The sequence below is a fragment of the Streptomyces sp. NRRL F-5126 genome (assembly GCF_000721265.1).
Taxonomy (GTDB): Bacteria; Actinomycetota; Actinomycetes; order Streptomycetales; family Streptomycetaceae; genus Streptomyces.
The window spans coordinates 256,590-283,512 of record NZ_JOFZ01000001.1 but is presented as its reverse complement, the minus strand read 5'-3'; the positions used below and the strand labels follow the sequence as shown (position 1 = coordinate 283,512).

Sequence of the window (26,923 nt, the reverse complement as noted above, 5' to 3'; positions counted from 1 at the left end):
GGGCGGCCACTCCGCGCTACCGGCCCTGGCGCACCACGGTGCCGTCGCTGGGCCCGCGCTGGCTGACCAGGGTGTCCCTGATCTCCTTCAGCACGTCCAGCTCGCTGTCCTCCACGACCGTCTCCACCGGCTCCTGCTCCTTCGCCGCCTGGAGCCTGGCGCGCCTGGCGAGGTACCTGGACATCGGGAGGACCATCAGGAAGTACACGACGGCCGCGGTGATCAGGAAGTTCAGTGTGGAGCTGAGCACCGTGCCCCACATGATCTCGATGCCGTGCGTCGCCTGCCCCGCCTTGTCGACCGTGCACGGTGCTTGCAGGCAGTACGTGTACTGCTCCAGGTCCTGCGTGCCGAACGCGCCCACCACCGGGTTGATGATGCCCTTGACGACCGAGTTCACGATGCTGGTGAAGGCAGCGCCGATGACGACAGCGACCGCGAGATCGATCACGTTGCCGCGCATCAGGAAGGCTTTGAAGCCCGCCAGCACGCTTTCCTTTTCCTTCTCCTTGCTCACCAGAGGGCCTTTCTTCGCCTGTGCCGTAGAGATGGCAATCCGCCACGCAACTTACGTCAGTGCGTGCCCTCGCTGTCCAATCCATCGGCGTGGGCGGTTGACATCTCCTCGTTCGATGCCGCGCTGTCACCGACCTGCTCAGCACAGTGTCACCGTCAGTTGCGACACGGACGCCGCCCCGGCGAGAGCCGTCGCCGTCGCCCGTGGCACGGACAGCACCAGCAGTGCGCCGCCCTCGACGGCCGAGTCCTCACCGGCCTCGGGGATCTGCGCCACGCGTGCTCTCGCCGCCACCACACGGGCCTTCGGTGCGGGGCGTTCGCCTGCCACCGTGCCCGCCGGCGAGACGGGGGTCGCGATCACATCGACATGGTCGCCCGTCCGCAGCAACCGCACCGTCGCCGCGTCGGCGATGCGCACCGGTGCCGATACCCACTCGGAGCGGCCCGTATCCTGCTTGTGTGAACCTGCCGGTGCGCCGCCGGCCGGCGGCTTCGAGTGTGGTGTGCCCGCCTCGGGCCGCGCGGGACGGGGATCGGCGGAGCCCGGGGCCCCGCCGGCGCCCGTGGCTGCCAGGGCCGCGGCCGTCACCGCAAGGCCGGCCGCCACGACGCGCCGCTTGCGCGACACCGCTCTGCGCAGGCGCTCCCGCTGCCCCCGTACGCGCACGGGATCGAACGACGGAATGCCACGCGGCGCGGGGGCCGACGGACCGGGCGCCGGCCGGTGCCGCGCGCACAGGGAGACCGCGGACACCGGCGCGTGCCCGGAAGCGGCAGCCGGCACTGGGGCCGGGGCCTGAGCCGGGTCGTGCTGGAAGGTACGGGACATGGCGAACCACCGCCTGGTGTGAGGGTGCGCGGCCGCTTCGATGCGGTCGCCGCCCACTCACCTTGCCTGGCCCCGCAAGATCCTGCTGCGGCCTGTGGACAACTACGGCGGTGTGGACAACTCGCTCACTCACAAGGGTGGTTGTGGCATTGGTGGCCCTGGACTCCTTGACCCGCCGAGGGTCACGGGAGTGGAATTCCTGTATCGAGTCCGTCCAGGGCATGCGTGCAGAGGCAGTCCCGGTTCTCGCTCGACTGCAGTTCGCCCACTGCGTCGAAGAGCACGGTACGCAGCCGGTCCACGTTTTCGGCGAAGACCTTCAGCACCTCGTCATGGGAGACGCCCTCACCCGTCTCGGCTCCCGCGTCAAGGTCGGTCACGAGCGTCATGGACGTGTAGCAGAGACCAAGTTCACGTGCGAGTGCGGCCTCGGGGTGACCGGTCATTCCGACGACCGACCAGCCCATGGCCGCGTGCCACCGGGATTCGGCCCTGGTGGAGAACCGCGGCCCCTCGATCACGACAAGAGTGCCGTCCTCGACGGGCTCCCAGCCGCGCCCGCGTGCCGCGGCGAGCGCAGCCTTTCGCCCTTCCGGGCAATAAGGGTCGGCCAGCGAGATGTGCACGACGTTGGACGCGCTGCCGTCGGGCAGCGGAACGCCGTCGTAGAAGGTCCCTGTCCGGGACTTCGTACGGTCGACCAACTGGTCGGGCACGAGGAGGGTGCCGGGTCCGTACTCCGGGCGCAACCCGCCCACGGCGCACGGCGCGAGCACCTGACGGACGCCGACGGAGCGCAGCGCCCAGAGGTTGGCGCGGTAGTTGATGCGGTGCGGAGGCAGGTGGTGGCCGCGCCCGTGGCGGGGCAGGAAGGCCACTCGCCTGCCCGCGATCTCGCCGAGGAAGAGTGAGTCGCTCGGTTGCCCGTAGGGCGTCTCCACCTGGAGCTCGGTCACGTCCTCAAGGAAGGAGTAGAAGCCGGACCCACCGATCACACCGATCTCTGCGTTCGCCATGGCGGTCAGCCTAACGGCGCAGCGGATCGGGTGGTCGACACGCGAAGGACCCCGGCCTCGGAGACGGCCGGAGGCTCTCGCCGGCTCAGGCCGCGGAGCTGCCGCTCTTGGTGCTCGACGAGCCCGCACCGGATGAGGAGGACGAGGAGGATGAAGAAGTCGACGCCGAGGCCGCCGTGGTCTTGGCGTCCTTGGAGGAGTCCTTCGAGCTCTTCGAGTCCTTCGACTCGGAGGTCGACGAGGACGACTTCGCACCGGGCGTGCTGCTCGACGACGAGCTGCGGCTGTCGTTGCGGTAGAAGCCGGAGCCCTTGAAGACGATGCCGACCGCGGAGAACACCTTCTTCAGGCGTCCCTGGCAGTTGGGGCACACGGTCAGGGCGTCATCGGTGAACTTCTGCACCGCTTCGAGGCCCTCGCCGCATTCGGTGCACTGGTACTGGTAGGTCGGCACTTGCTCCTCCTGGCACTCTCACTCAGTGAGTGCTAACGACGATCCATAGTGACGTATTCCGCGCCGTCAGTCCACTGCCGCCGTCTCGCGGTGACGCATCGCACGTACGGTGCCCCGCCCCGAGCCCCGTGGAAGGAGCCGTGACTGGAGGGAGAGGAGCACCGAGAGCGCCAGCACGGTGCCTGCCAGCGGGACGACGAACCCGGCGCGTGCGCCATGCGCGTCGGTGAGCCGGCCGGCCACTGTCACGGCAGCAGCCTGGCCGAGCGCGACGGCACCCGTCAGCCAGGTGAACGCCTCGGTCCTGGCCGAGGGCTCGACGAGCCCGTCGACCAGGGTGTAGCCGCTGATCAGGGCGGGGGCGATGCACAGCCCGGCCAGCAGGCCGAGCACGGCGAACAGGGGGACGGAGTGGACTGACCACAGCGTGGCCGAAACCAGGGTCAGGCCGGTGTAACCGAGTACGAGCCTGCGCCGTGGGCCGGTCTTCCACGTGACGGCGCCGAACACGAGCCCGGAGATCATGTTCCCGGCGGCGAAGACGCCGTACAGCGGGCCGTTCACGCCGGGGCTGCCGATCTCCTCGGCGAACGCGGTCAGGGAGACCTGCATACCGCCGAAGACGGCGCCGACGCCGAGGAAGGCGACGGCGAGGACGCGCACACCGGGGACGGCGAGCGCCGAGGCGGCACCGCCCGCCTCGCGGCCCCGCGCCGGGCGCCCGGTGGGCCGGGGCTGGGTGGCGCGGCGCGCGGCGAAGAGCAGGCCGCCCACCAGGGTGAGCGCTGCTTCGGCCGCGAGCCCGGCCGCCGGGTGGACGCCGGTGCACAGGGCCGTGGCGAGCACGGGGCCGATGACGAAGGTGAACTCGTCGGTCACGGACTCGAAGGCCGCGGCGGTCGGCAGCAGCGCCGAGGTCCCGGGCGTGCGGGTGAGAGCGGTCGCCCAGCGCGAGCGGACCATGGGGCCGACCTGGGGCACCGACGCGCCCGTCGGTACGGCGGCGGCGAACAGCGCCCAGAGCGGGGCGTCCGCCAGCGCCAGCGTGATGAGGGCGGCGACGGACATGGCGTGCACCAGCACGCCGGGGAGCAGCACCGTGGCCTGGCCGAAGCGGTCCGCGAGCTTGCCGCTCTGCGGAGCGAACAGTGCCATGGCCACGCCGGTCACGGCGGCGACGGCGCCTGCCGCCCCGTACGAACCGGTCGTGTGCTGGACGAGCAGGACGATGCCGATGGTGAGCATCGCGAACGGCTGGCGGGCCGCGAAGCCCGGCAGCAGGAAGGTCCAGGCGCCGGGGGTTCTCAGGAGCTGCCCGTATCCGGGGCGCGGGGGTTCGGCGGCCGCTTCGGGGGCGCTCTCGGTGTCGACCGTGTGGGACACGGTCCTTGCCTTTCTGCCGCCTGGCGACGCGCCCCGGCGGCGGGGCGGGCCGAGGGCTGTCCGCTGTGCGCGGCGTCACAGCCGCACCAGCCCTGCATCAGACGAGGTCGCGAGCGGTCGGGAACGACCGTCGGAGGTAGTCGGGAGGAACCTGGCCATGGCCGTCGTGGCGGCAGCTGCCGGAACGCGACCACGGCGCGCCAATCGTACAGGCACGGAGCGACCGTGCTTTCGGAACGAAGGAGAGGGGGAGGGGTGTCCTTGATTTGCGAGGCGATCGGTCGGCGAGGGCTGCGTACCGCCGGGCCCGGTAAGGGCTCGCGTGGCGGGGGTTCGCGCCGAGCGGCGACGTGGCCGCGGCGCCAGGCGGACGCGCGACGGCGCCCGGCCCGCGGCCCGCGGTGGCCGCGGCGCCCGGGGCGCTCGTCACCGCCCGTCGGCGGGGCCCAGCCAGCTCGCGAGTTTGCCGCCCTGGCCGACCGCGCGCAGGCGTTCCTCCACCGCGTCGCGCACCGGATCCGTGGCCACGACGAGGAGTTCGTCGCCACGCTGCAGGAGCGTCGACGGCTGGGGCACGAAGCTGCGTTCGTTGCGCACCACGAGGGTGACGGCCGCGCCCTGGGGGAGACGCAGCTCGCCGACCTCGACGCCGTGCATCTTCGACCGCCGGGGGATGGCCACGGACAGCAGGTGTCCGCGCAGCCGTTCCAGCGGGGCGGATTCGATGCCGAGGTCGGAGGTGTCCGAGGAGCTGCTGAGCCGCAGGGCCTTCGCCAGCCAGGGCAGGGTCGGCCCCTGCACCAGCGTGTACACGACGACGAGCACGAAGACGATGTTGAAGATCCGGCGGCTGCCGTCGATGCCGGACACCATCGGAATGGTCGCCAGGATGATGGGCACGGCGCCGCGCAGGCCGGCCCAGGACACCAGGATCTGTTCCGCCCGTGGGATGCGGAAGGGCGCGAGGCTGACGAGCACGGACAGCGGTCTCGCGACGACGGTGAGGACGAGGCCGACCATCACGGCGGCCCAGAAGTCGTCGCCCAGTTCGTGCGGCGTGACGAGGAGCCCGAGCAGGACGAACATGCCGATCTGCGCGATCCAGCCGAGGCCCTCGGCGAAGCCCCGGTTGGCCGGGGCGTGGGGGAGGCGCGCGTTCCCGAGGATCATCGAGGCGAGGTACACGCTGAGGAAGCCGCTGCCGTGGGCGGTCGCACCGAGGGCGTAGGCGGAGACCGCGATGGCCATGACGGCGATCGGATAGAGACCGGAGGCCGGGAGGGCCACGCGCCGCAGCCCGAAGGCGCCCACGTAGCCGACGGCGATGCCGACACAGGCGCCGATCAGCAACTCCAGCAGGATCTCCCCGACGAGGACGTACCAGCTGGACACGTGCCCGGTGGCGGAGAGGGCGACCACGATGATCACCACGGGGGCGTCGTTGAAGCCCGATTCCGCCTCGAGGACGCTGGTGACCCGGGTGGGAAGGGGCACGCGCCGGAGCACCGAGAAGACCGCCGCGGCGTCGGTGGAGGAGACGACCGCGCCGATGATCAGCGCTTGGCGCCAGTCGAGGCCGACGAGATAGTGCGCGGCGGCGGCGGTCACGCCGATGCTGATGCCGACGCCCAGCGTCGACAGGGTGATGCCGACGGGCAACGAGGACTTGATGTCCTTCCACTTCGTGCCGAGTCCGCCCTCGGCGAGGATCACGACAAGCGCGGCGTAGCCGATGACCTGTGTCAGTTCGGCGTTGTCGAAGCGCACGTGGAACAAGCCGTCCTGTCCCATCGCGACGCCGATCCCCAGGTAGATCAGCAGGCTGGGCAGCCCGCTCCGGGACGAGATGCGTACGGCGGCGACCGAGACGAGCAGGACGAGGGAGCAGATGAGCAACAGGACATTGAGCTGGTGGACAGTCAGGGGCCGATCCTTCCTCGCACGCGTGCCGGATCGTTCCTCCGGCCCCGGTCTCCGGTGGACCGGTACTTTGTTACCTTACCTAATCTTTAACGCTTTCTTGATGCGTTCGAGCGTGCGTGCGATCACTGGAACGGCCCAAGCTGACTCCGCGTCCGAGTGACCTGACGAGTGCGCCTATGGTTGCTGCAGCGTTTTCTGGACCACCCTGCCCCGCGAAGGACAGCGATGCCCGCCAACACGGCTTCCCCTCACGCCAAGAAGAAGGGGCGACGCGCCCGTCTGCTCGTGCTCGTCCTGGTAGTGGCGCTGGTCGCGGGGATCGGGTATGGCGCGTACTGGGGTGTCGGCACGGTCCGCGCCTCACTGCCGCAGACCACGGGCTCGATACAGCTCAAGGGGCTCGACGGCCCCGTGGACGTGGAGCGCGACAGCTACGGCATCCCGCAGATCTACGCCAACAGCGACGCGGACCTGTTCCGCGCGCAGGGGTACGTGCAGGCCCAGGACCGCTTCTACGAGATGGACGTCCGGCGCCACATGACCTCAGGCCGGCTGTCCGAGATGTTCGGCAAGAGCCAGGTGGACACGGACGCCTTCCTGCGCACGCTCGGCTGGCACCGGGTGGCCCAGGAGGAGTACGACCACAAGCTCTCCCCGGAGACGAAGAAGAACCTGCGGGCGTACTCGGACGGCGTCAACGCCTACCTGAAGGGCCGGTCGGCGAAGGACATCTCCGTCGAGTACGCCGCGCTCAACCTCACCGGCGACTACACCCCCGCCAAGTGGACGCCCGTCGACTCGGTGGCCTGGCTCAAGGCGATGGCCTGGGACCTGCGCGGCAACATGCAGGACGAGATCGACCGCTCGCTGCTGACCAGCAGGCTCAGCATGAAGCAGATCGACCAGCTCTACCCGCCGTACCCCACCGCCAAGAACAAGCCGATCGTCCAGGGCGGCGCCGTCACCGACGGAACGTTCGACCCCAAGGCGACCTCGGGCGACCAGTCGGGCGGCACGAGCACGGCGGGCGGCACCACGGGCGGAACGGGCACGAGCACCGGCACGCAGGGCCTCTCGACGAACGGGTCAGCCGCCTCGTACAGGAACGACGCGAGCACGGCGTCCGGCGCGACCGAGGCGCTCGACTCGCAACTGGGCTCGCTCTCCGACTCCATCGACGCGATCCCGCAGCTGTTCGGCCCGAGCGGCAGCGGAAGCGGCGTCGGCTCGAACTCCTGGGTCGTCTCCGGCAAGCTCACGACCACCGGCAAGCCGCTGCTGGCGAACGACCCCCACCTGTCGCCGAGCCTGCCGTCCATCTGGTACCAGATGGGTCTGCACTGCCGCACGATCTCGCCGTCCTGCCAGTACAACGTGTCCGGCTACACGTTCTCCGGCATGCCTGGCGTGATCATCGGCCACAACGCGGACATCGCCTGGGGGATGACCAACCTCGGCGCCGACGTGACGGACCTCTACCTGGAGAAGGTCGACGGGGACTCCTACCAGTACGGCAACGAGCGCAAGAAGTTCACCACCCGCAAGGAGACGATCAAGGTCGCCGGCGGGCACAGCAAGACCATCGTGGTCCGCTCCACCATCCACGGCCCCGTGGTCTCCGACCGTGACGCGGAGTTGGCGAAGGTCGGTCAGCAGGCACCCGTGGCCAACCTCGCCCCCGACCGCGGCAGCGGCTACGCGGTCTCGCTGGAGTGGACGGCGCTGACCCCCGGCAAGACGATGGACGCCGTCTTCGAACTCGACAAGGCGCAGAACTTCTCGCAGTTCCGCTCGGCCGCACGCGACTTCGAGGTCCCCTCGCAGAACCTCGTCTACGCGGACACCGACGGCAACATCGGCTACCAGGCGCCCGGCAAGGTCCCCGTCCGCGCCCAGGGCGACGGCTCCATGCCCGCCCCCGGCTGGGATCCGGCGTACCACTGGAAGAAGAAGCCGATCCCCTTCGACGCCATGCCGTACGAGTACAACCCCAAGCGCGGCTTCATCGTCACCGCGAACCAGGCGGTCGTCGACGCCAAGAAGTACCCGTACCTGCTGACGACGGACTGGGACTACGGCACCCGCAGCCAGCGCATCACCGACCTGATCGAGTCGAAGACCAAGGACGGCGGCAAGATCTCGACGGACGACATGCAGACCCTGCAGATGGACAACACCAGCGAGATCGCCAAGCAGCTGGTGCCCTACCTGCTCAAGGACGACCTGGCGAAGAACGGCGTGACCGACCCGTCCGTGCGCCAGGGCCAGAAGCTGCTGGAGAACTGGGACTACACCCAGGACGCGGACTCGGCGGCGGCCGCGTACTTCAACGCGGTCTGGCGCAACATCCTGATGCTCGCGTTCGGCGACAAGCTCCCCAAGGAGGTGCGTGTCAAGGGCCAGTGCCTCGAGGTGCACCCCGCGGACAGCACGGGACCGCCCGACGCCGACAAGCTCGTGCGCGAGTGCGGCGAGCGGTCCGCGGACACGGCGCAGCCGGACGGCGGCGACCGCTGGTTCGAGGTCGTCGAGAACATCCTCAAGGACGACCACAACAGCTGGTGGTCCTCGGAGGGCGACCGCCTCGACAAGGCCACCACGACGCGCGACCAGCTGTTCGCCCGCGCCATGAAGGACGCCCGCTGGGAACTCACGGCGAAGCTGGGCAAGGACATGTCCACGTGGAGCTGGGGCCGGTTGCACACGCTCACACTGAAGAACAGCACGCTCGGCACCAGCGGCCCCGGCATAGTGAAGTCGCTGCTCAACCGCGGCCCGTACAAGCTGTCCGGTGGTGGATCCGCCGTCGACGCGACGAGCTGGAACGCGGCGGCCGGGTACGAGGTGACGACCGTCCCGTCGATGAGGATGGTGGTCAACGTCGGCGACTGGGACAAGTCCCGGTGGATCAACCTGACGGGAGCGTCGGGGCACGCCTACAGCGCGCACTACACCGACCAGACGAAGAAGTGGGAGGACGGCGACCTGCTGCCCTGGGCCTTCGGCATCGACGCCGTGAACAAGGCGACGAAGGACAAGCTGACGCTCAAGCCGTAAGCGCCGTCCGCGAAACCGCCTACGGCTCCTGGCCCGCCGCCCCGGCGAAGCGGCGCACGCCTGCGGGCGTCACCGCCGCGTCGACGGGGCGGTCGTGCCGTTCCGCCGGGACGCGCTCGATCACCTCGCCCTCGTACAGCAGCACCGCGAGCGCCGGTCGCGCGCCCGCGCGTGCGAGCCGCGCCAGCACGCGGTCGTACGAACCGCCGCCGCGCCCCAGCCGCATCCCGCGGCCGTCCACGGCGAGGCCGGGGACGAGCACCACCTGCGCGCCGAGCACGGCGTCGCCGCCGAGCCGGTCGCCCACCGGTTCGAGCAGGCCCCGCGCCGCCCGCGCCAGCCCCTCCGCCCCCTCGTACGCTGCCCAGTCGAGGTCGTTGTCGTGCATCAGGACGGGCAGCAGCACGCGCACGCCCCGGGCGCGAAGCGCGTCAAGGAGCGCGCGCGTGCCCGGCTCGCGCCCCACCGAGACATAAGCGGCGACCGTCCGCGCGGAGGCCAGCTCCGGCAGGTCAAGGGCGCGCACGGCGAGCGCGGACGCGGCGGCGGCTCTCTCGCCGGCCGGCATGAGGGCGCGTGCGTCGAGCAGTTCGCGCCGCAGTGCGGCCTTGTCCTCGCCGCCCGTCCCGCCCGTCCCGCCGGTTCCGGTGGGCCCGTGGTCCTCCGCGTCGCGCATCGCGTGCAAAACCCCTCGTGTCCTCGTGCGAAGTCCCACGGCGCAGGCCGCGCGACGGCTTCCTCCGTGCCATTGTCAGACTCGCATGCGAACGTGAAAGCAGGGCCCGGGAAGCCGGACCCTGCTCCGCAGGTACGTCAGATGTCAGCGAGGAGATGTGGCCACCTTGAGCAGCACGGCAGAGTCGGCACCGGCAGGCCGGAGCGAGCAGTTGTGGACGGTCGAGGAACATGCGGCCGACATCCTGGCCGCGATCCGCCCACTCGCCCCCATCGACCTTCCCCTGGCCGACGCGCAGGGCTGCGTCCTCGTGGAGGACGTCGTCGTACAGGCGTCCCTACCGCCGTTCGACAACAGCTCCATGGACGGGTACGCGGTGCGCGTGGCCGATCTCAGCGGTGCCACGGAGGAGTTCCCCGCCGTGCTGACCGTCGTCGGCGATGTCGCCGCGGGCAGCGCCGAGTTGCCCGAGGTCGGTCCGGGGCAGGCCGCGAGGATCATGACGGGTGCCCCGCTGCCGCCCGGCGCCGAGGCGGTCGTCCCCGTGGAGTGGACCGACGGCGGCGCGGGCGGCGGCGCCGTCGTCTCCATGCTCCCCGCAGGCACGGCACCGGGCGGCGACTCGGGCGAGGTGCGCGTCTACCGCTCGGCCGAGGCGCGCGCGCACGTGCGGGCGGCGGGCAGCGCCGTACAGGCGGGAGAGCTGGCGCTGGAGGCCGGCACGGTGCTCGGCCCGCCGCAGATCGGCCTGCTGGCGGCCGTCGGGCGTGGCACGGTCCGGGTGCGCCCCCGTCCCCGCGTCGTCGTGCTGTCCACCGGCAGTGAACTGGTCCAGCCCGGTGAGCAGTTGGCGCACGGACAGATCCACGACTCGAACAGCTTCGCCCTCGCGGCCGCCGCGCGTGACGCGGGCGCGCTCGCGTACCGGGTCGGCGCCGTGGCCGATGACGCGGACACGCTCCGCTCCACGATCGAGGACCAGTTGGTGCGCGCGGACCTCCTGGTGACCACGGGCGGTGTCAGCGTCGGTGCCTACGACGTCGTCAAGGAAGCGCTGTCCTCCGTGGGCGACGAGGACGAGCCGGGCAGCGGGATCGACTTCCGCAAGCTGGCGATGCAGCCGGGCAAGCCGCAGGGGTTCGGCTCGATCGGCGTCGAGCACACGCCTCTGCTGGCGCTGCCCGGCAACCCGGTCTCCTCGTACGTCTCCTTCGAGCTGTTCGTGCGGCCCGCGATCCGCGCGATGATGGGCGTGCCCGAGGTCCACCGCCCGGTGGTGCGCGCGAAGCTGGCCTACGACGAGCCGCTGTCGTCGCCCAGGGGGCGCCGCCAGTTCCTGCGGGCCAAGTACGACGCAAAGGCGGGCGAGGCCGCGCCCGTGGGGGGTGCCGGGTCACACCTCGTGGCCGCGCTCGCGCATGCGGACTGCCTGGTCGTCGTGGACGAGGACACGGTGACGGTGCAGCCCGGCACGGAACTCGACGTGGTGCTGCTGGGCTGACGCAGAGGCGGACATATGGGCCGTGGGCGGGGCGTCCGCCCACGCCAGGGGGCTCCTAGCCCGGCGGCGGGCGTGCCGTGGCGGTACCGTTGGCTGCCCACACAGGCCTACGGAGGGCCTGCGGCACGGGCCAGGACCGGGAGCGTCACACCGTATGACCGCGATTCCGCCGGGGGACAGCCCCGGACGCCAGGGACCCGAAGGCCCCCGGCACACCGCCCCGCCAGGGGGCGTCCTGACGCACGTCGACGAGACGGGCGCGGCCCGCATGGTGGACGTGTCGGCGAAGGACGTCACCGCGCGCATCGCGCGTGCCTCGGGCAGGGTGCTCGTCTCGCCGGACGTCGTCGCCCTGCTGCGCGGCGGGGGAGTGCCGAAGGGCGACGCCCTCGCCGTCGCCCGGATCGCGGGCATCATGGGCGCCAAGCGCACGCCGGACCTCGTTCCCCTGTGCCACCCGCTCGCGGTCTCGGGCGTCAAGGTCGACCTGACCGTCGCGGACGACGCCGTGGAGATCGCGGCCACCGTGAAGACCACGGACCGCACGGGCGTCGAGATGGAGGCGCTGACGGCGGTGTCGGTCGCCGCGCTCACCGTGGTCGACATGGTCAAGGCCGTCGACAAGGGGGCCGTGATCACGGACGTGCGGGTCGAGGAGAAGAGCGGCGGCAAATCGGGCACGTGGTCGCGCGGCAGCACCCCCGGGAACCCCGCGAGCGCGCGCCCCGCGACCGCGCCGGACGCCGGAGGCGCCGCGTGAGCGCAGGGACGACGACGCCCGCCCAGCGGGCCGAGGGCTACCGGGCGGCCGTGGTCACGGCCTCCAACCGGGCGGCAGCGGGCGTCTACGAGGACACCGGCGGCCCGCTGATCGTCACCGCCCTCACGGGCCTCGGCTTCGCCGTCGACGGCCCGCGCGTGGTGCCGGACGGAGACCCCGTCGAGCGCGAGCTGCGGGACGCGGTCGCCGCCGGTTACGACGTCGTCGTCACCACCGGCGGCACGGGCATCTCGCCGACGGACCGCACGCCGGAGGCCACCCGGCGGGTACTGGACCACGAGGTGCCGGGCATCGCGGAGGCCATCCGCGCGCGCGGTGTCGCCAAGGTGCCGACGGCGGCGCTCTCGCGCGGCCTCGCCGGCGTGGCGGGCCGCACCCTGATCGTCAACCTGCCGGGCTCGACGGGCGGGGTGCGCGACGGTCTCGCCGTACTCGGTGAGTTGCTGTCGCACGCGGTGGACCAGCTCCGCGGCGCCGATCACCCCCGTACCGGCGGATGAACCCCGCCTGGCCGGTGGTCCTGGTGGACGGCGACGTCGTCCTCCGCCCGATAAGGCTGCGCGACCAGCGCGGCTGGCGTGAGGTGAACCGCCGCAACAGGGACTGGCTGCGTCCCTGGGAGGCGACGATCCCGCCCTCGTCGCCCGGCGCACCGCCCGCGCAGCGGCCGACGTACCGTCAGATGGTGCGCCACCTCAGGAAGGAGGCGCACGCGGGCCGGATGCTGCCGTTCGTGATCGAGTACCAGGGGCGGCTCGTCGGTCAGCTGACCGTCGCGGGCATCACGTGGGGCTCGATGTGCTCGGGCCATGTCGGCTACTGGATCGACCGTGAGGTCGCCGGCCGGGGTGTGATGCCGATGGCGGTCGCGCTGGCGATCGACCACTGCTTCCAGGCGCTCGGGCTGCACCGTCTCGAAGTCTGCATCCGGCCGGAGAACGGGCCGAGCCGGAGGGTCGTCGAGAAGCTCGGCTTCCGCGAGGAGGGGACGCGGCCGCGCTACCTCCACATCGACGGTGCGTGGCGCGACCATCTCGTCTTCGCGGTGACCGCGGAGGAAGTCCCCGAGGGGCTGGTGCGACGCTGGCGCCAGGCGCAACGCAGGAGGACGCCGGGGGAATGAGCCGGCCCAGGCACCTGTCCGGCCGCCATCCCTTTGTTCGAAATATGTTCGAATATTGCGAGCCGATTAGCCCTCCGTCGCCTCCGACCATCTAATAAAATAAACGTTCGATATTGAGCAGGGCATCGACGTCGCCTGACGTCAGTCCGGCCATCAGTCGATCGGGAAATCACAAAAAAGTTCAGTGATATCAGGCAGATCGTGCGACACACCGCATGAATTGGCTGATGGGGTCCCGCGAATCCCTCTACGGTGTGAAGCGTGAGCAGCAGCGGCCTCATCTACGCAGTCATCGTCGGGGCCTGGGCCGCCTATTTGGTCCCGATGTGGCTCCGCAGGCAGGACGAGCTCAACGAGGCCCGTCCCACGGAACGCTTCAGCACCGCCATCCGGCTGCTGTCCGGACGGGCGGCCATGGAGCGTCGCTACGCGAAGGACCTGCGGGAACGCACCGGCGAGCAGGCGCAGGCCCCCTCCGTCGTGCCCGCCGGACACGACGCACCGGCGGCGGAGCGCGACGGCCTCGACGACCCGGAGGGTCCCGGCGCCCGGCAGGAGTCCATCAGCTCGGTCGACGTGCGCGGCTACTCCGCGCCCCCCGCGCTGACGGAGGCACGCATCGAGGTGCGCCAGGACGAGGCGCCGCCGTCGCGCCACGCCCACGCACCCGCCCGCGACGACCGTTCGGCCCGCGACGACGGCTCCACCCCCCGGCGAAGGCCCGCGCCTGCCGCGCCCTCCGCGTCCGCCGCGCGCCGCCGCCCCGCCGAGCCCGACCGCGCCACGCGCGCGCGCCGCTCCAAGGTCCTGGCGCGCCGCCGCCGTACGACGGTGCTGCTCTTCCTCGCCTTCACGGCGGGCGCGGTCGCCGCAGCCGTCGGCGGTCTCCGCCTGCTGTGGGCGCCCGCCGTACCGGCGGTGCTGCTCAGCGTCTACATCGCGCATCTGCGGGTGAAGGAACGCCGGCGCTTCGCTTTCACGATGGACCGCCGCAGGGCCGAGGAGGCCGCGCTGCGGCTGCGCGAGACGCGCGGCGGCCGCCGCCCGGCCACGGCCGGCGGCGACGGAGCCGACGGCCTGCCCGCACCGCAGCCCGCGCCGAGGGTCTCGCCGCACGAGGCGGGGCGCCGCGCGCTCGTCGAGCAGACGGACCACGCGGAGTGGCTCGACCAGCAGCGTGAGCGCCGCCCCGGCCGCGGCGACAGCTGGGAGCCCGTCCCCGTGCCCCTCCCGACGTACGTCACGGCCCCCGTCGCGCCGCGCGCCACCAGCGGCGTGGACGTGAGCGACCCGGAGACGTGGAGCGCGGCCCGCTCCTCCACGGCCGACCCCACGCCCCCGCCCGCACAGCAGGCACCGCAGCCCGCACCGCCGCGCCGCGCGGCCCGCGATCGCGGCAGGACCCCCCTGTTCGACCAGTACGACGAGGCGGACCGCCCCCGCGCGGCCAACGAGTGACCGCACCCGACGACCGCCCGGTGACCAGCGGACAACGGATTTCCGGGCACCCGGACGGGGATGCTAGAGTCTCACTCGTCGCAAGGGCCTGTGGCGCAGTCCGGTAGCGCACCTCGTTCGCATCGAGGGGGTCAGGGGTTCGAATCCCCTCAGGTCCACAGACATGAGATCCCGTCCGATCTGGTTGATCGGACGGGGTTTCGGCGTTTCATGGACTGCCGCGCAGGAGCCCCGTGTCGCTGAGCACCGCGCGGACGTCGTGTGTGAAGCCGGCCGTGTCGTCGAGGCCGAACGCCGCGTGCTGCAGGACGAAACCGTGCAGCAGGGCCACCACCACCCGTGCCCCGCGTTCGGGGTCCAACTCCGCCGGGACGGTCCCCGCCCGCTGCCCGCCCCGCAGTGCGTCCGCGATGCGCCCGCGTACGTGCTCGAAGCCCGATGCGGCCTGCTGCCGCAGCCCTTCGTTGCGCAGCAGTTCGCCCCACGCCTGGACAGCGCAGCGCAGGAGTTCGTCGACGGGCACGTCGTGGCCCGTCCCGTCGACGGCGACGTCACCGCTCACCGGCTCGACCGCCGCCGCGACCAGGTCGGCGACCGTCACATCGCCGGTCGCGTCGACGAGGCGCTCGACGGGATCGAACATCACGCGGAACGCGTCCCCCGCGATCTCGACGATGATCTCCTCCTTGCCGGCGAAGTAGCGGTAGGGGGCGCCGACCGAGACGCCCGCCTCGGTCGCGATATCGGGCATCGAGGTCTGGTGGAAGCCGTCGCGCGAGAAGCAGCGACGGGCTGCCGCGACGATCGCCGACCTGTTCGCCGCGCGTCGTTCGGCGGTGATGCGTGGCACGGGGACTCCTTCTATGAATGAACGATCATTCGCCTTGACAACTGCGTGCTCCTGACGTCATTCTAAACGTGAAAGGTCGTTCACGGAAGCAGTCGCGAGGGGAACGGAGTCCCGCAATGACCGATCTGAAGCTCAGGGTGGGCATGTACCGCTACGAGCACACCGAGCCGCTGTTCGACGGGCGGGTCGCGATCGACGGAGTCGACGCCACCCTGGACACCTCGCCGCTGGTCTCCGACGTGTTCCACCGCATGGCCACCGGTCGACTGGACGTCGCCGAGTTCGGGCTGACCTACTTCCTGCGCATGTTCGACCTGGACGATTCGCCCTTCCTGGCCCTGCCGATCTTCCCCAACCGCAACTTCCGCCACTCCGCGCTGTTCGTGAACGCCGACAGCGGGATCGAGAAACCGGAGGACCTCGCGGGCAGGACCGTCGGGGAGTTCGGCATGTGGGGGCACGACCCCGGTGTCTGGATGAAGGGCGTTCTGGCCGACGAGTACGGCGTCACACCTGACCGGATGCGCTGGGTGATCGGCGGCACCAACCACCCGATCCCCGCCTTCGACTGGATCCCGCAGCCCGTACCGGACGGCGTGGACGTCCGCCGCGCCGAGGGCGATCGGACGCTGGCCGCGATGCTCGAAGCGGGCGAGATCGACGCCCTGCTGTCGATCGACGTTCCGCAGGCCCTCGCCGACGGCTCGACCAAGAAGATCCGGCGCCTGTTCCCCGACTACGAGTCGGTCGAGCGCGACTACTACCGCCGCACCGGCATCTTCCCGATGATGCACGTCGTGGCGATCCGCCGGGAACTGGCCGAGGTGCCCGGCCTCGTGCGGTCGGTCTACCGGGCGTTCGAAGAGGCCAAGGGCATCGTGCAGGAGCGGTACCGCGACAATGCGCTCAAGCAGCACATGTCCGTGATCACCCCGTGGTTCAGCGAGCTGTTCGCCAAGAACCGCGCGCTGCTGGGCGAGGACTGGTGGCCCTACGGCCTCGACGCCAACCGCAAGGCCGTCGACACCTTCCTGCGCTACCACTACGAGCAGGGCCTCTCCAAGCGACTGCCCACCTCCGAGGACATCTTCGTCCCCGGCCTCCTCGACACCTGAACCCGCCGTGCGGGAAAGGAGCACGCCATGAGCGATCCGACACTGCGCGTGGGCACCATGCCCTACGACACCACGGAGGCGCTTGTCGACGGAAGCGTCACCTTCGACGGGGTCCAGGCGACGGTCGCCACGGCCGACCTTGCGTCCGACATCTTCCGCCGCACGGTCATCGGCCGGGAGTTCGACGTCTCGGAGCTGGGCCTGACCGTCCACGCGCGGATGCTGGACGCGGACGAACCGCCGTTCGTCGCGATACCCGCGTTTCCCGCACGCGTCTTCCGGCACTCCTGCGTCTTCGTCAACACGGCAAGCGGAATCACCCGCCCCGAGGACCTCGCGGGCAAGACCGTCGGCGAATTCGGCATGTACGGGCAGGACTCGGGGATCTGGGTCAAAGGCATCCTGTCCGACGACCACGGCGTCACCCCGAGTCAGTGCCGCTGGGTGATCGGAGGCCTTGACCGTCCGATGGCGCCCTTCGACTTCGTGCCCCAACGCCATCCGGCGGACGTCCACGTGGAGCACGCTCCTCCCGGGCGCTCTCTCAGCGAGATGCTCGAGTCCGGCGAGATCGACGCACTCGTCTCGTCCAACGTCCCGCGGTGTGTGATGGACGGATCCCCCGACGTCGCCCGGTTGTTCCCCGACTACGAGTCGGTCGAGCGCGACTACTACCGCCGCACCGGAATCTTCCCGATCATGCACACCGTCGTGCTGCCCAGGGCACTGGTCGCGGAACGCCCGGGTCTGGCCCGGGCCGTCTACGACGGGTACCTCGCCGCCAAGAACGCCGGCATGGACCGGTACCGCAGGGGCCGCAAGATCTACCAGGTCGGCACCATGCTCCCGTGGGCGAACGCCCTGTTCGAGCGCGACACCGACCTGTTCCCGGCCGACTGGTGGCCCTACGGACTGGCCGCGAACCGCACCACGCTCGACACCTTCCTCAGGTACCACTTCGAGCAAGGGCTGTCGGCCCGGCGCCTGACCTGCGAGGAGCTGTTCGTCCCCGAGCTCCTCGACACGTGAACCCGACCGTGACCGGTCGTGACCGGCCGTGACCACGACTGATCGCGGTCACGGCCGGCGGGCGCGGCCCTCAGGCCCGGCGGCCGCCGTCGACCGACAGGGCCGTGCCCGTGATGTACGACGCGGCGTCCGAGCAGAGCCAGGCCGCCGCCGCGGCGGCCTCGTGCGGGGCGGCCAGGCGGCCGAGCGGTGTGATCGCCTCCTGCCGCGCGATCATGTCGGTGCCGGCGGCCACGCCCTCGAACCCGGGGGTGAGCGTCGGCCCCGGGCACAGGGCGTTGACGCGGATGGAGTGCGGCGCGTAGTCCACCGCGGCGACCTTCGTGAGGCCGACGATGCCGTGCTTGGCGGCCACATACGCGGGCGCCGTCGGGATCGCGTACAGGCCGCCGTTGGACGCGACGTTGACGATCGCGCCGCCCCCGCGGCCGCGCAGCAGCGGCAGCTCGTGCTTCATGCACAGGAAGGTCCCGGCGAGGTTGACGCGGACGACGCGCTCGAACTCGTCCAAGGACATCGCGTCGAGCTGCCGGTGGTGCGAGGCCATGCCGGCGTTGTTGACGGCCCAGTCGAGGCCGCCGTACGCGGTGACCGTGCGCTCGATCGCCGTGTGTACCGAGTCCTCGTCGGCGATGTCGACGTGGACGGCCAGCGCTTGGCCGCCGTCCTGCGAAATCGTCTCGGCGGTCTCGGCGGCCGTGGACTCGTCGATGTCCAGCACCGCCACCGCGGCGCCGGCGCGGGCGAACTCGATCGCCGTCGCGCGGCCGATCCCGCTGCCGGCGCCGGTGACCAGGGCGACCTTCCCTGCCGCGCCGCTTGTGCCGGCCGGGCCGCTCATGACAGCGGCTCGTGGTTCGCCCAGGCGACCTTGTACGGGTGGCGCGACTGCCATCGGCCGATGACCTCGTGCAGGGCGGGCGCGGCGAACGCCTTCGCCAGGGTGTCCGTGTCGGCGACGGCGACCCGCACGATCACGGTCGCGATCAGCGCGGGGATGGCCTCCTCGCCCGGGACGGCGACGTGGCGCCGGGCCGTGACCGACTGCACGAGGCCCGTGTCGAGCATGGTCCGTTCGATATCCGTGAGGTACTGGTCGAGGTCGGCTTCCGGCGGGGTCTGATCGAAGGAGACGATCATCGTGTGGTGAATCATGTGGCAATTCTCGGCAGAGAGGTGCGACGGAGTCCAAGATCTATTCGCTATTCGGCGATAACCTGGAGGCATGGTCGAACTGGAGAGCCGCGAGCTCGAGTACTTCCTCGCCGTCGCCGACGAGCTGCACTTCGGCCGGGCCGCCGTCCGGCTCTCGATCGCCCAGCCCGCGCTGTCGAAGGCGATCAGGCGCGTCGAGAACCGGCTCGGCGCCACGCTGTTCGTCCGCAACAGCCGGCATGTGGCGCTGACGCCCTCGGGAGAAGCGCTGCGGGAGCACGGCCGGCACGCGCTGAACGCGATCACCGCCGCCGCTCAGGCGGCCAGGCGCGCCGGTGACACGCACGACCAGCTGCGCCTCGTGCTCAAGCCCGGTGGCGACGCCGGGCTGCTTTCCGGGATCCTGGCCGAGTACGCGCACCGGCCCGACGCGCGCCGGGTGGACATCCTGTTCAGCGGACCCGCCGATCGCACCGACTTCCTGCTCGACGGCCGGGCCGACGCCGGCCTGCTCTACGCGCCGTACGACGACCTCGGCGGCCTGGCCCACGAGACGCTGCACACCGAGGACCGCGTGGTCGTCGTCCCGTCAGGGCACCGGCTCGCCGGGCGCGTGTCGGTGCGCGTGTCCGACCTGGAGGGGGAGACGCTGCCGCGCTGGAAGGGCGTTCCTGGCGCTCCCGATGCCGACGGGAACGGCACGGGACCGGAGGTCGCGGACGTGGTGCAGATGCTCAACATGATCGCGGTGGGCCGGATGATCGGGGTGCTGCCGCGCTCGCTTGTCGAGCCGGTGGCGTCCGGACTGGTCTGCGTCCCGGTCGCCGACGCGCCGCGGAGCCGCCTCGTGCTCGCCTGGAAGGAGGAGGACCGCAGGCCGCTGCTCGCGGCGTTCGTGGCCGCCGCGCTGAGATCGTGCGGCGGCCCGCACGCGTGAGGGCACGCCACCCGCGTGGGGTGGCGGGCCGGCCGGGCAGGCCTCGCGTCACACCGCGAAGACCTGCGAGTCGTCGGCGAACGCCTTGAACTCCAGGGCGTTGCCGGCCGGGTCGAGCAGGAACATCGTCCACTGCTCGCCCTTCTCGCCCGCGAAGCGCTGGTAGGGCTCGATGACGAACGCGGTGTCCGCCTCGCGCAGCCGCCGCGCCAGGTCGTGGAACTCGTCCACCGACAGCAGGAGTCCGAAGTGCGGCACGGGGACCTCGTGCCCGTCCACCGCGTTGTGCGCGCGCTCGGCGGGGCGCGGCGCGAGGTGCGTGACGAACTGGTGGCCGTGCAGGTTCCAGTCGACCCACCTCTCGGCACTGCGTCCCTCGGCGAGGCCGAGCACGCCGCCGTAGAAGCGGCGCGCGGCGGCCAGGTCGTCCACCGGCACGGCCAGGTGGAAGCGGGGCAGCGGGGACTCGTGCGTCGTCATGTGGGTGTGCCACCTCTCGTCGTCGCGCGTGCGTACGGGCCCGACGCTACGCGCCCGCCCACCGCGCGTGTCGGGCGACGGTGCCGCATCGCGCGATGACCGAGCCGCCGAACTGGAAGTCCCCGAACTCGTTGCCCGGCGAGGCGCGTGCCCTCCACCGCGGTCATGTTCACGGACGCGACGTGGGACATGCCGACCGACTCCGCACATCTTCGTGCGGGGGAAGCACCGATCCAGGACCACCGGGCCACGGCCGTACCAGGCGGCCTTGTACTCCGGCATGGAACGCAACTCCGACCATGGCGCGGACGGACAAGTTCTCGATCACGATCGTCTGGCCCGATCGCGGCTTTCGTGCCTGGGGTTGGCGATCTTCTCCTCGGTCGAGAGAGTGACCAGCGAGGTGATACCGGCGTCCGGCCGCGTCCCGCGACACTGCCACCGTGGTCGGTGCGACCCCTACCGGCGGTGGACGCGACCGCACGATGTCCAGCGGTGCGGACATCTTCGCCGGGCACGCTTGGCGAAGAAGCTCGCGAACGCGCTCCGCAGGTGCCGCAAAGCCTGCTGCGAGGGCACGGATGACACCTCGGCGAGGAACGCCGACTCGGTGGTCCTCTGCCACGCCGTCAGCGCGGCAGAGGACTCGACGTAGGAGATCCGGCGCCGCTCGAACCGCGGCATTTGAATGCCCGATAAACCGATTGCGCCGCACTTGACACTTTCTCAGGTCTTCGGCGGGCGCTCTCCGGAGCCTCTGTCATTTTTATGATGAAATGAACACGAGGAATTTCAACCCGTCCTGGCCATCGGGTAACCGGAATTGACGCTGCCGCCCTCGGTACTGCGCCGCTTCCGTGCAGGTCAGCCCGGTTTTTTCGATATCATTCCGGATTGCCACGTGGAAAGCGCACGTGTGATCTCGCCAGGGGATATAGCATCCCTCCAATGTCTGGCCTCAACAATGCGTGGAGCGAGCGTAGTTGTCGTGTCGCGAAATGCACTCGGCCGAGGGATTGACGTCGATCCATCAGGCTCTGCCGGACCGGTGCCGTCCGCTCGGGCGTGGTGGTTTCCCGGGGCCGGCTCACAGACGACGCGAAGGTTTTCCATGGCCCGTACTCCCGTGTCTGCCGTCCCCGCCCGCAGGACACGCCCCTGGCCGGTCGTCCTCGGCCTCGCGTCCCTGGCGCTCGCCGGGGGCCTCGTCGCCATGCAGCGAGCCGCCGGAGCGGGCGCTGTCGTGGCCTACGGGATCGCCGCGGTCGTGCTGCTCGGCTGGCTCGAGTCGTTCCGCAGGGCCCAGCGCGACCTGACGCACGACCTGATCAAGCTGCGCGGGGACGTGCGGGAGCGCGAGGCGGAGATCATGCGCCGCGAGGCGCAGTGGCGCGCCTACGCCGACGACCGGGAGGCGCGGGTGCGCGAGGAGGCCGAGTTCACCGTCGCCGAGCGCCTGCCCGCTGCCCTCGCGCGCACCGAGGTGCCGCCCGCCCTGCACGGCGGGTCGAAGCCGGGCGAGGAACTCGCCGGCTTCTTCGACCGGCTGCTCGGCGAGATCTCCGGCGCCATGGACGACCGCGAGGAGTCCCAGCGCCTCTCCCTCGTCGAGCTGGCCAACCGGATCCAGACGTCCGCGCACCGCATCCAGGCCAGGGCCACCGGAATCGCGGACCGCTACCCGGGTGACACCGACCTGCTCGACCTCACCATGCAGGTCGACCACGCGGCCACCCAGCAGGCACGGCACGCGCAGAGCCTCAAGGTGCTGTGCGACGAGTGGCCGGGGCAGCAGTGGCAGGACCCGCTCGCGCTGGTGGACGTCGTGCGTGCCGCGTCCGGCCGCATCATGTCGTACCGGCGGGTGGAGGTCAGCGGCGACCAGGACGTGGGCATCACCGCGATCATCGTGGAACCGCTGATCCACCTCGTCGCGGAGCTGCTGGCGAACGCCACCGAGTACTCCCCGCCGCGCACCACCGTGCCCGTCACCGTCCGCACCGTGCAGCGCGGCGCGGTGATTGAGGTGGACGACGGCGGGCTCGGCCTCGACGACTACCGCCTCGCCGAGGCGCGCGAGGTCGTGTCGGGCCGCAAGGTGCTCGGCGTCGGCGACGTGGGCGAGATCCCGCAGACAGGCTTCGCGGTCATCGGGCGCTTCGCCAGACGGCACGGGTTCGGCGTCGACCTCGGCCCCTCACCGTACGGCGGGATCCGCGCGGTCGTCCTCGTGCCGCTAGAGATGCTGGAGACCCTGGCGCCGCCCGGCTCCGGCGTCAAGCGCCGCGTGCCCGCCGCCGAGGCGGAGCCGGAACCCGGGCAGCGGCCGAACCCGGCGCACGCTCCGGGCGGCGTGCCCGCGGACGCCGCCGGCGCCGCGGCCCCCGCGCCGGAACCGCTCGTACCTGGCCACCCCGCTCCTACCGGGCCCGTGGCGCCCGGCCCCCACGCCCCCCACACCCCTGGACCGCTCGTGCCAGAGCCGCGCCCCGGCGCCGCAGCCGACCCGCAGGGCGGTGCGCGGCGACTGCCCCGCCGCAGGTCCGCCCGCGGAGACCAGTCCCTGCGCGTGCAGGCGGAGCCGTCGAGCACGACGCCGCCCCCCTGCACACCCGAGGAGGCGGGCGAGTGGATGGCCGCGTTCTTCGAGGGCGGCGAGGAGCGGCAGGACCCGCCGCACCCACGGCCCGCGGGCGACGACGGCACGCCCCCGGCCGCCCCGTGACCGGGCGGGGCAGCCGTGCGGGCACGTCCGCCGCCCCGCCCTCCCCCCGACATCCTGATCCCACAGAAGGACGGACCTGACTATGAGTTACGTGGCTCAGCCGGAGCAGCGGAGTTGGATGATCGCCGAGGTCGCCGCCGTCCCGGGGGTGCGGCAGGTGATCGTCTTCAGCGCCGACGGACTCCTCCTGACCAGCTCGGAGGGGATGGAGCGGGACGCGGCCGACCGGCTCGCCGCCAACTGCTCGGGGCTGCTCTCCCTCGGCCGCAGCCTCGGGCGGGACTTCGGCAAGGACGGCGGCCTCGTGCACCAGCAGATGGTCGAGTTCAACGGCGGCTTCCTCTTCATGCGCAGCGCGCACGGCGCCCACCTCGCCGTGGTCACCGGGCCTGTCGTGGACCCGAAGCTCGTGGCCCGGCAGATGCAGGCGCAGGTCATGAAGATCGGCGCCACGCATCTGAGCAGTCCGCCGCGGCAGGGCACTGCGTGAGCGGGTCCGCGGGGGCCGGAGCGGGGGAGGCGCACGCCGGGCACGGCCCGGATGCGGGGTGCGCCGCGCTCCGGCCGTACGTCATCACCAAGGGCCGCACGCGCCCCACCCGCAACACGGTCGGCGTCGAGACCCTGCTGGTCGCCACCGGGGCGGAGGCGCCCCTGCCGGTTTCCGCGACCAGGGAGGAGCGCGCCCTCGTGCGGATGTGCGAGCGGCTGCTGTCCCTGGTCGAGGCCGCCGCCCACCTCGAACTGCCCGTGAGCCTGGTGAAGGTGGTGGCGTCCGACCTGGTCGACAGCGGTCACCTCATCGCGCGCTCCGGCGTGCCGCAGGCCGTACTGCCCGACCCGCAACTGCTCCAGGAGGTACTGGATGGTCTCCGTAGGCTCCGCTGACCGCTACCTGCCCGACACTGTCCAGCAGGCCGTCAAGATCCCCGTCGTCGGCGCGTTCGGCGTCGGCAAGACCACCCTGGTGGGCTCCGTCAGCGAGATCACGCCGCTGCGCACCGAGGAGGTGATGACGCAGGCGAGCGTCGGCGTGGACGACCTGGCCGGGATGGACTCGAAGACGACGACCACCGTCGCGATGGACTTCGGCAGGGTGACGCTCAGCCCGCGCATCGTCCTCTACTTGTTCGGCACACCGGGCCAGCGGCGGTTCTGGGATCTGTGGGAGGGGCTGCTCGAAGGCGCGCTCGGGGTGCTCGTCCTGATCGACACCCGCAGGCTGGAGGACAGCTTCGACGTGCTGGAACAACTGGAGATCCGCAACATCCCGTTCGCGGTCGCGGTCAACACCTTCCCCGACAGCCAGGCCTACGCGACCGAGGAGTTGCGCGAGGCGCTCGACCTCCTTGAGGAGACACCGATCGTGACGTGCGACGCGCGGGACCGCGGATCGGCGGCGGGTGTGCTGATCACCCTCGTCGAACACGTGCTGGACAGCGAGCCGGTCACCGCTGCCCTCTCCACCGCCGTTCCCACCCCCCTCTCCACACCGGGAGCCGCCCTGTGAGCACGCAAGGAACGGGCGCGGACGGCCCCGGCAGGGACGGTGCGGGCGGGTACGGGCGCAACGCGCCGGCCCCCCGCGGCGGCGACACGGGCGGTGGCGAGGTGGGCAGGCAGGGCGCGGGCGGCCCAGGCGCGTACGGCGACGGCAGGGGTACGCGCGGGGGGAGCCGGCGGGGCACCGCCACGGACAGCGCGCACGGCGGCGGGACCCGCGACGACGCGGGTCGCGGCAGCGCGAGGGCGGACGACGGCGGCGCGGGCGCCCACGGCCCCGGTCCGCAGGCGACGGGCCCGCACCCGGCGATGCCCGCCTGCCCCGTCGCGCACGGCGGCGCGTCCGAAGGGCTCGGCGCGACCGCGCGGCCCGTCCCGCTGACCTCCGTCGTCTCGTCGTCCGACCCGCACGAGGTCTACCGCGAGCTGCGGACGCGCCACGGGGCGCTGGCGCCCGTCGAGTTGGAACCCGGCCTGTCGGCCTGGCTGGTGATGGGCTACCCCGAACTCCTCGTCGTGACACGCATGGAGCAGCTGTTCTCCCGCGACCCGCGCAACTGGCACGCCATCAGGGAGCAGCGGATCTCGCCCGACTCCCCGCTGATGCCGATGATGCGCTACCACCCCGTCTGCTACCACGAGGACGGCGCCGAGCACCGGCGCATGCGCGCGCCCTTCGACGAGGGGGTGGGGCGCCTCAACGAACGCGCGGCGCGGCGCCAGATCGAGAGCCGCTGCCACGGCCTCGTCGCGAAGTTCGCCCCGGCGGGCCGCGCCGACCTGGTGAGCCAGTACGCGGCACTCGCCCCGATGATGTCCCTCGCGGGGCTCTTCGGCCTCGACACCGCGCGCAGCGAGGAGCTCGTGCGGACGGTGTACGGCGTCATCGGCTCGGGACCCGACTCGGAGACCGCGTACCAGACGCAGCACCGCATCATCGGCGACATGCTCAGCCGGCCGAGGCGAGCCCCCGAACAGGACCTGACCTGGACGTTCGCGCACCATCCGAACCTCAGGACCGACGAGGAACGGTTCGCGGCGATGCACCTGACGCTGATCGCGGCCAACATGCCGGCGATCTCCTGGATCGCGCACACGCTGCGGATGATGATCACGGACCCCAGGTTCGCCGCGCAGGTGAGGGGCGGACGCCTCGGGGTGGACGACGCCCTGGACGAGGCGCTCTGGCGCGAACCGCCGATGCACGCGATGCCGGCCAGGTACGTGCTGCACGACACCACGCTCGGCGGCCGGCGGCTGCGCCGCGGCGACTGCCTGGTCATGGGGATCGCCGCCGCCAACGACGACCCGCGGATCCGCCCCGACGAGAGCGAGGACTGGGGCAACCGCGCCCATCTCGCGTTCTCCGCGGGCCCGCACCGCTGCCCCGCGCAGCTGCCCGCGCGGCTGATCGCGCGTACCGCGGTGCGCACCGTGCTCAACCTGCTGCCGGACATCGAACTCACCGTGCCCGCCGCCGATCTGGCGCCCAGCCCGTCGCCCTGGACCCGCGTGCCCGCCCATCTGCCCGTCTCGTTCACACCCGTGGCGCTGTGACGGCGAGCGGCTGCGCGGGCATCACCCGGTCGAGTGAAACGGGTTCACGAGGCGAGCCCAAAGGCGGCTAATGTGCCGGAATATGACTACTGGAAACACCGCTTCGTACGTTCCCCTCATGGGTACGCTCTCGGTGATCCCCTGGACCAGCGACCCCGCCGAGGGTGAGCGCAACGCGCCCTTCCTGCTGGCCTATTCGCTCGGTGACGGGCGCGAGGGCCCGGCCGCGGGCGAGGAGACCCTGCGCACGGTGCTCGGCGAGATCGGCCTGCGCGCCGGCGAGGAGGTCGTGGACCTCGCGGACAAGCCGTCGACCGCCATCACCCTCCTCGTCGAGGCGGGGCGCGCGGTACTGACGATGCCGTACCTGAACGCGCAGTGCCCCGTGCCCCCCGAGTGGGAGGAGGACGCGCGCAGGGTCGGGCACGTGTACTTCATCGTGGCCACCAAGCCGTGGACGGACGCGGTGCCCGGGCGGCCGGTCACCGAGGAGCGGCTGCGCGCCTTCGTCGGTGACGACGAGGTGCTGCTCAGCGCGGCACACTGCCTCGTCCCGGTCCGCAGCCTGACGGGCTGACGGGCCGGCGGGGCCGGCCCGCAAGGGTGGCGCCCCGCCGGTCGCGGCGTCAGCGTGCGGCGGGGAAGCGGAACCCCGAGCCGGTCGTGGTGGGTCTCGCGGGGACGGTGCGTCCTGCGGCCCCCCACTCGCGCACGAGCGCGTTGTAGATGGGTGTGGGCGTGCGGCCGCGCGCAGGCTCGGCGCGTGCGGCGGTCCGGGTGTCCTGCGTGCTTTCACGGCGCTGGGCGTGGAGGGTCTCCATGCACGGACAACGCGGCGCGGCGCACGGGAGT

The 26,923-nt window shown here is 71.6% G+C and carries 27 protein-coding genes, 1 tRNA gene and 1 pseudogene; 16 read left to right on the top strand and 13 right to left on the bottom strand.

The genetic code is table 11. From position 1 onward, the window contains the following. Nucleotides 1–16 precede the first annotated feature (16 nt). From IH48_RS0101310 to IH48_RS0101285, 6 genes are all read right to left on the bottom strand, one after another. The gene (locus IH48_RS0101310; RefSeq protein ID WP_051839086.1) at nucleotides 17–463 is read right to left on the bottom strand and encodes an MscL family protein; all 447 of its coding nucleotides are present in this window, start codon (nucleotides 461–463) and stop codon (nucleotides 17–19) included. 192 nt (nucleotides 464–655) lie between these two features. Then, the gene (locus IH48_RS37440; RefSeq protein ID WP_324604273.1) at nucleotides 656–937 is read right to left on the bottom strand and encodes an RcpC/CpaB family pilus assembly protein; all 282 of its coding nucleotides are present in this window, start codon (nucleotides 935–937) and stop codon (nucleotides 656–658) included. Nucleotides 938–1,530: 593 nt separating this feature from the next. Next, nucleotides 1,531–2,364, bottom strand: a complete 834-nt coding sequence (locus IH48_RS0101300) for an S-methyl-5'-thioadenosine phosphorylase (protein WP_030897882.1) — start codon at nucleotides 2,362–2,364, stop codon at nucleotides 1,531–1,533. Nucleotides 2,365–2,449: 85 nt separating this feature from the next. Next, nucleotides 2,450–2,818, bottom strand: a complete 369-nt coding sequence (locus IH48_RS0101295) for an FmdB family zinc ribbon protein (protein WP_030897879.1) — start codon at nucleotides 2,816–2,818, stop codon at nucleotides 2,450–2,452. Nucleotides 2,819–2,884: 66 nt separating this feature from the next. Beyond that, complete coding sequence (locus IH48_RS0101290; RefSeq protein ID WP_051838949.1) at nucleotides 2,885–4,201, bottom strand: MFS transporter; 1,317 nt, start codon at nucleotides 4,199–4,201, stop codon at nucleotides 2,885–2,887. Between the two features lie 426 nt (nucleotides 4,202–4,627). Continuing rightward, the gene (locus IH48_RS0101285; RefSeq protein ID WP_420705430.1) at nucleotides 4,628–6,097 is read right to left on the bottom strand and encodes a potassium/proton antiporter; all 1,470 of its coding nucleotides are present in this window, start codon (nucleotides 6,095–6,097) and stop codon (nucleotides 4,628–4,630) included. A gap of 252 nt (nucleotides 6,098–6,349) precedes the next feature. On the opposite strand from IH48_RS0101285, the gene IH48_RS0101280 reads away from it, so the two are divergent. Continuing rightward, on the top strand, nucleotides 6,350–9,181 hold the full coding sequence (locus IH48_RS0101280) for a penicillin acylase family protein (protein WP_030897871.1): 2,832 nt from the start codon (nucleotides 6,350–6,352) through the stop codon (nucleotides 9,179–9,181). A 19-nt stretch (nucleotides 9,182–9,200) separates the two neighbouring features. Here the strand turns inward: IH48_RS0101280 and IH48_RS0101275 are convergent, their stop codons facing one another. Then, nucleotides 9,201–9,857, bottom strand: coding sequence for a 5-formyltetrahydrofolate cyclo-ligase (locus tag IH48_RS0101275; protein ID WP_078849385.1), 657 nt, complete (start codon nucleotides 9,855–9,857; stop codon nucleotides 9,201–9,203). A gap of 166 nt (nucleotides 9,858–10,023) precedes the next feature. Here IH48_RS0101275 and glp point away from each other — a divergent pair, with 166 nt between their 5' ends. The 6 genes from glp to IH48_RS0101245 all read left to right on the top strand — a co-directional run bounded on the left by glp (nucleotide 10,024) and on the right by IH48_RS0101245 (nucleotide 14,878). Then, nucleotides 10,024–11,358 carry a gephyrin-like molybdotransferase Glp gene (gene glp, locus IH48_RS0101270; protein WP_051838945.1) on the top strand — a complete coding sequence of 445 codons (1,335 nt, stop codon included), beginning with the start codon at nucleotides 10,024–10,026 and terminating at the stop codon, nucleotides 11,356–11,358. 154 nt (nucleotides 11,359–11,512) lie between these two features. Further along, nucleotides 11,513–12,118: a cyclic pyranopterin monophosphate synthase MoaC gene (moaC, locus tag IH48_RS0101265; protein ID WP_051838943.1), complete on the top strand. Its 606-nt coding sequence runs from the start codon at nucleotides 11,513–11,515 to the stop codon at nucleotides 12,116–12,118. Beyond that, entirely contained in the window at nucleotides 12,115–12,639 is a 525-nt protein-coding gene (locus IH48_RS0101260; protein WP_030897859.1) for a MogA/MoaB family molybdenum cofactor biosynthesis protein, read from the top strand. Before moaC ends, IH48_RS0101260 begins: the two co-directional genes overlap by 4 nt. Continuing rightward, on the top strand, nucleotides 12,636–13,262 hold the full coding sequence (locus IH48_RS0101255; RefSeq protein ID WP_030897856.1) for a GNAT family N-acetyltransferase: 627 nt from the start codon (nucleotides 12,636–12,638) through the stop codon (nucleotides 13,260–13,262). Before IH48_RS0101260 ends, IH48_RS0101255 begins: the two co-directional genes overlap by 4 nt. Nucleotides 13,263–13,523: 261 nt before the next feature. Further along, nucleotides 13,524–14,720: a gephyrin-like molybdotransferase receptor GlpR gene (glpR, locus tag IH48_RS0101250; protein WP_030897853.1), complete on the top strand. Its 1,197-nt coding sequence runs from the start codon at nucleotides 13,524–13,526 to the stop codon at nucleotides 14,718–14,720. An 84-nt stretch (nucleotides 14,721–14,804) separates the two neighbouring features. Next, nucleotides 14,805–14,878, top strand: a tRNA-Ala gene (locus IH48_RS0101245). Between the two features lie 50 nt (nucleotides 14,879–14,928). Here the strand turns inward: IH48_RS0101245 and IH48_RS0101240 are convergent. Further along, nucleotides 14,929–15,570, bottom strand: a complete 642-nt coding sequence (locus IH48_RS0101240) for a TetR/AcrR family transcriptional regulator (RefSeq protein WP_030897850.1) — start codon at nucleotides 15,568–15,570, stop codon at nucleotides 14,929–14,931. Between the two features lie 116 nt (nucleotides 15,571–15,686). On the opposite strand from IH48_RS0101240, the gene IH48_RS0101235 reads away from it, so the two are divergent. Next, nucleotides 15,687–16,685, top strand: coding sequence for an ABC transporter substrate-binding protein (locus IH48_RS0101235; protein WP_030897847.1), 999 nt, complete (start codon nucleotides 15,687–15,689; stop codon nucleotides 16,683–16,685). A gap of 27 nt (nucleotides 16,686–16,712) precedes the next feature. Beyond that, nucleotides 16,713–17,714: a 4,5-dihydroxyphthalate decarboxylase gene (locus IH48_RS0101230; protein WP_030897846.1), complete on the top strand. Its 1,002-nt coding sequence runs from the start codon at nucleotides 16,713–16,715 to the stop codon at nucleotides 17,712–17,714. A gap of 70 nt (nucleotides 17,715–17,784) precedes the next feature. Here IH48_RS0101230 and IH48_RS0101225 read toward each other — a convergent pair whose 3' ends face one another. Continuing rightward, nucleotides 17,785–18,555 carry an SDR family NAD(P)-dependent oxidoreductase gene (locus tag IH48_RS0101225; RefSeq protein ID WP_030897842.1) on the bottom strand — a complete coding sequence of 257 codons (771 nt, stop codon included), beginning with the start codon at nucleotides 18,553–18,555 and terminating at the stop codon, nucleotides 17,785–17,787. Further along, nucleotides 18,552–18,869, bottom strand: coding sequence for a hypothetical protein (locus IH48_RS0101220; RefSeq protein WP_030897840.1), 318 nt, complete (start codon nucleotides 18,867–18,869; stop codon nucleotides 18,552–18,554). The genes IH48_RS0101225 and IH48_RS0101220 overlap by 4 nt, the downstream gene beginning before the upstream one ends. A 70-nt stretch (nucleotides 18,870–18,939) precedes the next feature. On the opposite strand from IH48_RS0101220, the gene IH48_RS0101215 reads away from it, so the two are divergent. Further along, on the top strand, nucleotides 18,940–19,806 hold the full coding sequence (locus IH48_RS0101215) for a LysR family transcriptional regulator (protein ID WP_030897838.1): 867 nt from the start codon (nucleotides 18,940–18,942) through the stop codon (nucleotides 19,804–19,806). A 48-nt stretch (nucleotides 19,807–19,854) separates the two neighbouring features. Here IH48_RS0101215 and IH48_RS0101210 read toward each other — a convergent pair whose 3' ends face one another. After that, entirely contained in the window at nucleotides 19,855–20,286 is a 432-nt protein-coding gene (locus tag IH48_RS0101210) for a VOC family protein (protein ID WP_030897836.1), read from the bottom strand. 105 nt (nucleotides 20,287–20,391) lie between these two features. Then, a pseudogene (locus IH48_RS36760) lies at nucleotides 20,392–20,958 on the bottom strand (hypothetical protein); the annotation flags it as partial. 439 nt (nucleotides 20,959–21,397) lie between these two features. Between IH48_RS36760 and IH48_RS36755 the strand changes: the two are divergent. The 6 genes from IH48_RS36755 (at nucleotide 21,398) to IH48_RS0101175 (ending at nucleotide 26,648) form a co-directional block, all read left to right on the top strand. Next, nucleotides 21,398–23,011 carry an ATP-binding protein gene (locus tag IH48_RS36755; RefSeq protein WP_030897834.1) on the top strand — a complete coding sequence of 538 codons (1,614 nt, stop codon included), beginning with the start codon at nucleotides 21,398–21,400 and terminating at the stop codon, nucleotides 23,009–23,011. Nucleotides 23,012–23,093: 82 nt separating this feature from the next. Further along, a complete protein-coding gene (locus tag IH48_RS0101195; protein ID WP_030897831.1) occupies nucleotides 23,094–23,501 on the top strand; it encodes a roadblock/LC7 domain-containing protein in 408 nt (135 codons plus the stop codon). Between the two features lie 83 nt (nucleotides 23,502–23,584). Continuing rightward, a complete protein-coding gene (locus tag IH48_RS0101190) occupies nucleotides 23,585–23,899 on the top strand; it encodes a DUF742 domain-containing protein (RefSeq protein WP_030897828.1) in 315 nt (104 codons plus the stop codon). Beyond that, a complete protein-coding gene (locus tag IH48_RS0101185) occupies nucleotides 23,877–24,521 on the top strand; it encodes a GTP-binding protein (RefSeq protein ID WP_051838940.1) in 645 nt (214 codons plus the stop codon). The genes IH48_RS0101190 and IH48_RS0101185 overlap by 23 nt, the downstream gene beginning before the upstream one ends. Further along, nucleotides 24,518–26,071, top strand: a complete 1,554-nt coding sequence (locus IH48_RS0101180) for a cytochrome P450 (RefSeq protein WP_234434076.1) — start codon at nucleotides 24,518–24,520, stop codon at nucleotides 26,069–26,071. The genes IH48_RS0101185 and IH48_RS0101180 overlap by 4 nt, the downstream gene beginning before the upstream one ends. A gap of 82 nt (nucleotides 26,072–26,153) precedes the next feature. Continuing rightward, nucleotides 26,154–26,648: a DUF5949 family protein gene (locus IH48_RS0101175; RefSeq protein ID WP_030897821.1), complete on the top strand. Its 495-nt coding sequence runs from the start codon at nucleotides 26,154–26,156 to the stop codon at nucleotides 26,646–26,648. A 49-nt stretch (nucleotides 26,649–26,697) separates the two neighbouring features. On the opposite strand, the gene IH48_RS0101170 is transcribed toward IH48_RS0101175, so the two are convergent. Further along, complete coding sequence (locus tag IH48_RS0101170; protein WP_030897818.1) at nucleotides 26,698–26,892, bottom strand: hypothetical protein; 195 nt, start codon at nucleotides 26,890–26,892, stop codon at nucleotides 26,698–26,700. Between the last annotated feature and the right edge of the window lie 31 nt (nucleotides 26,893–26,923).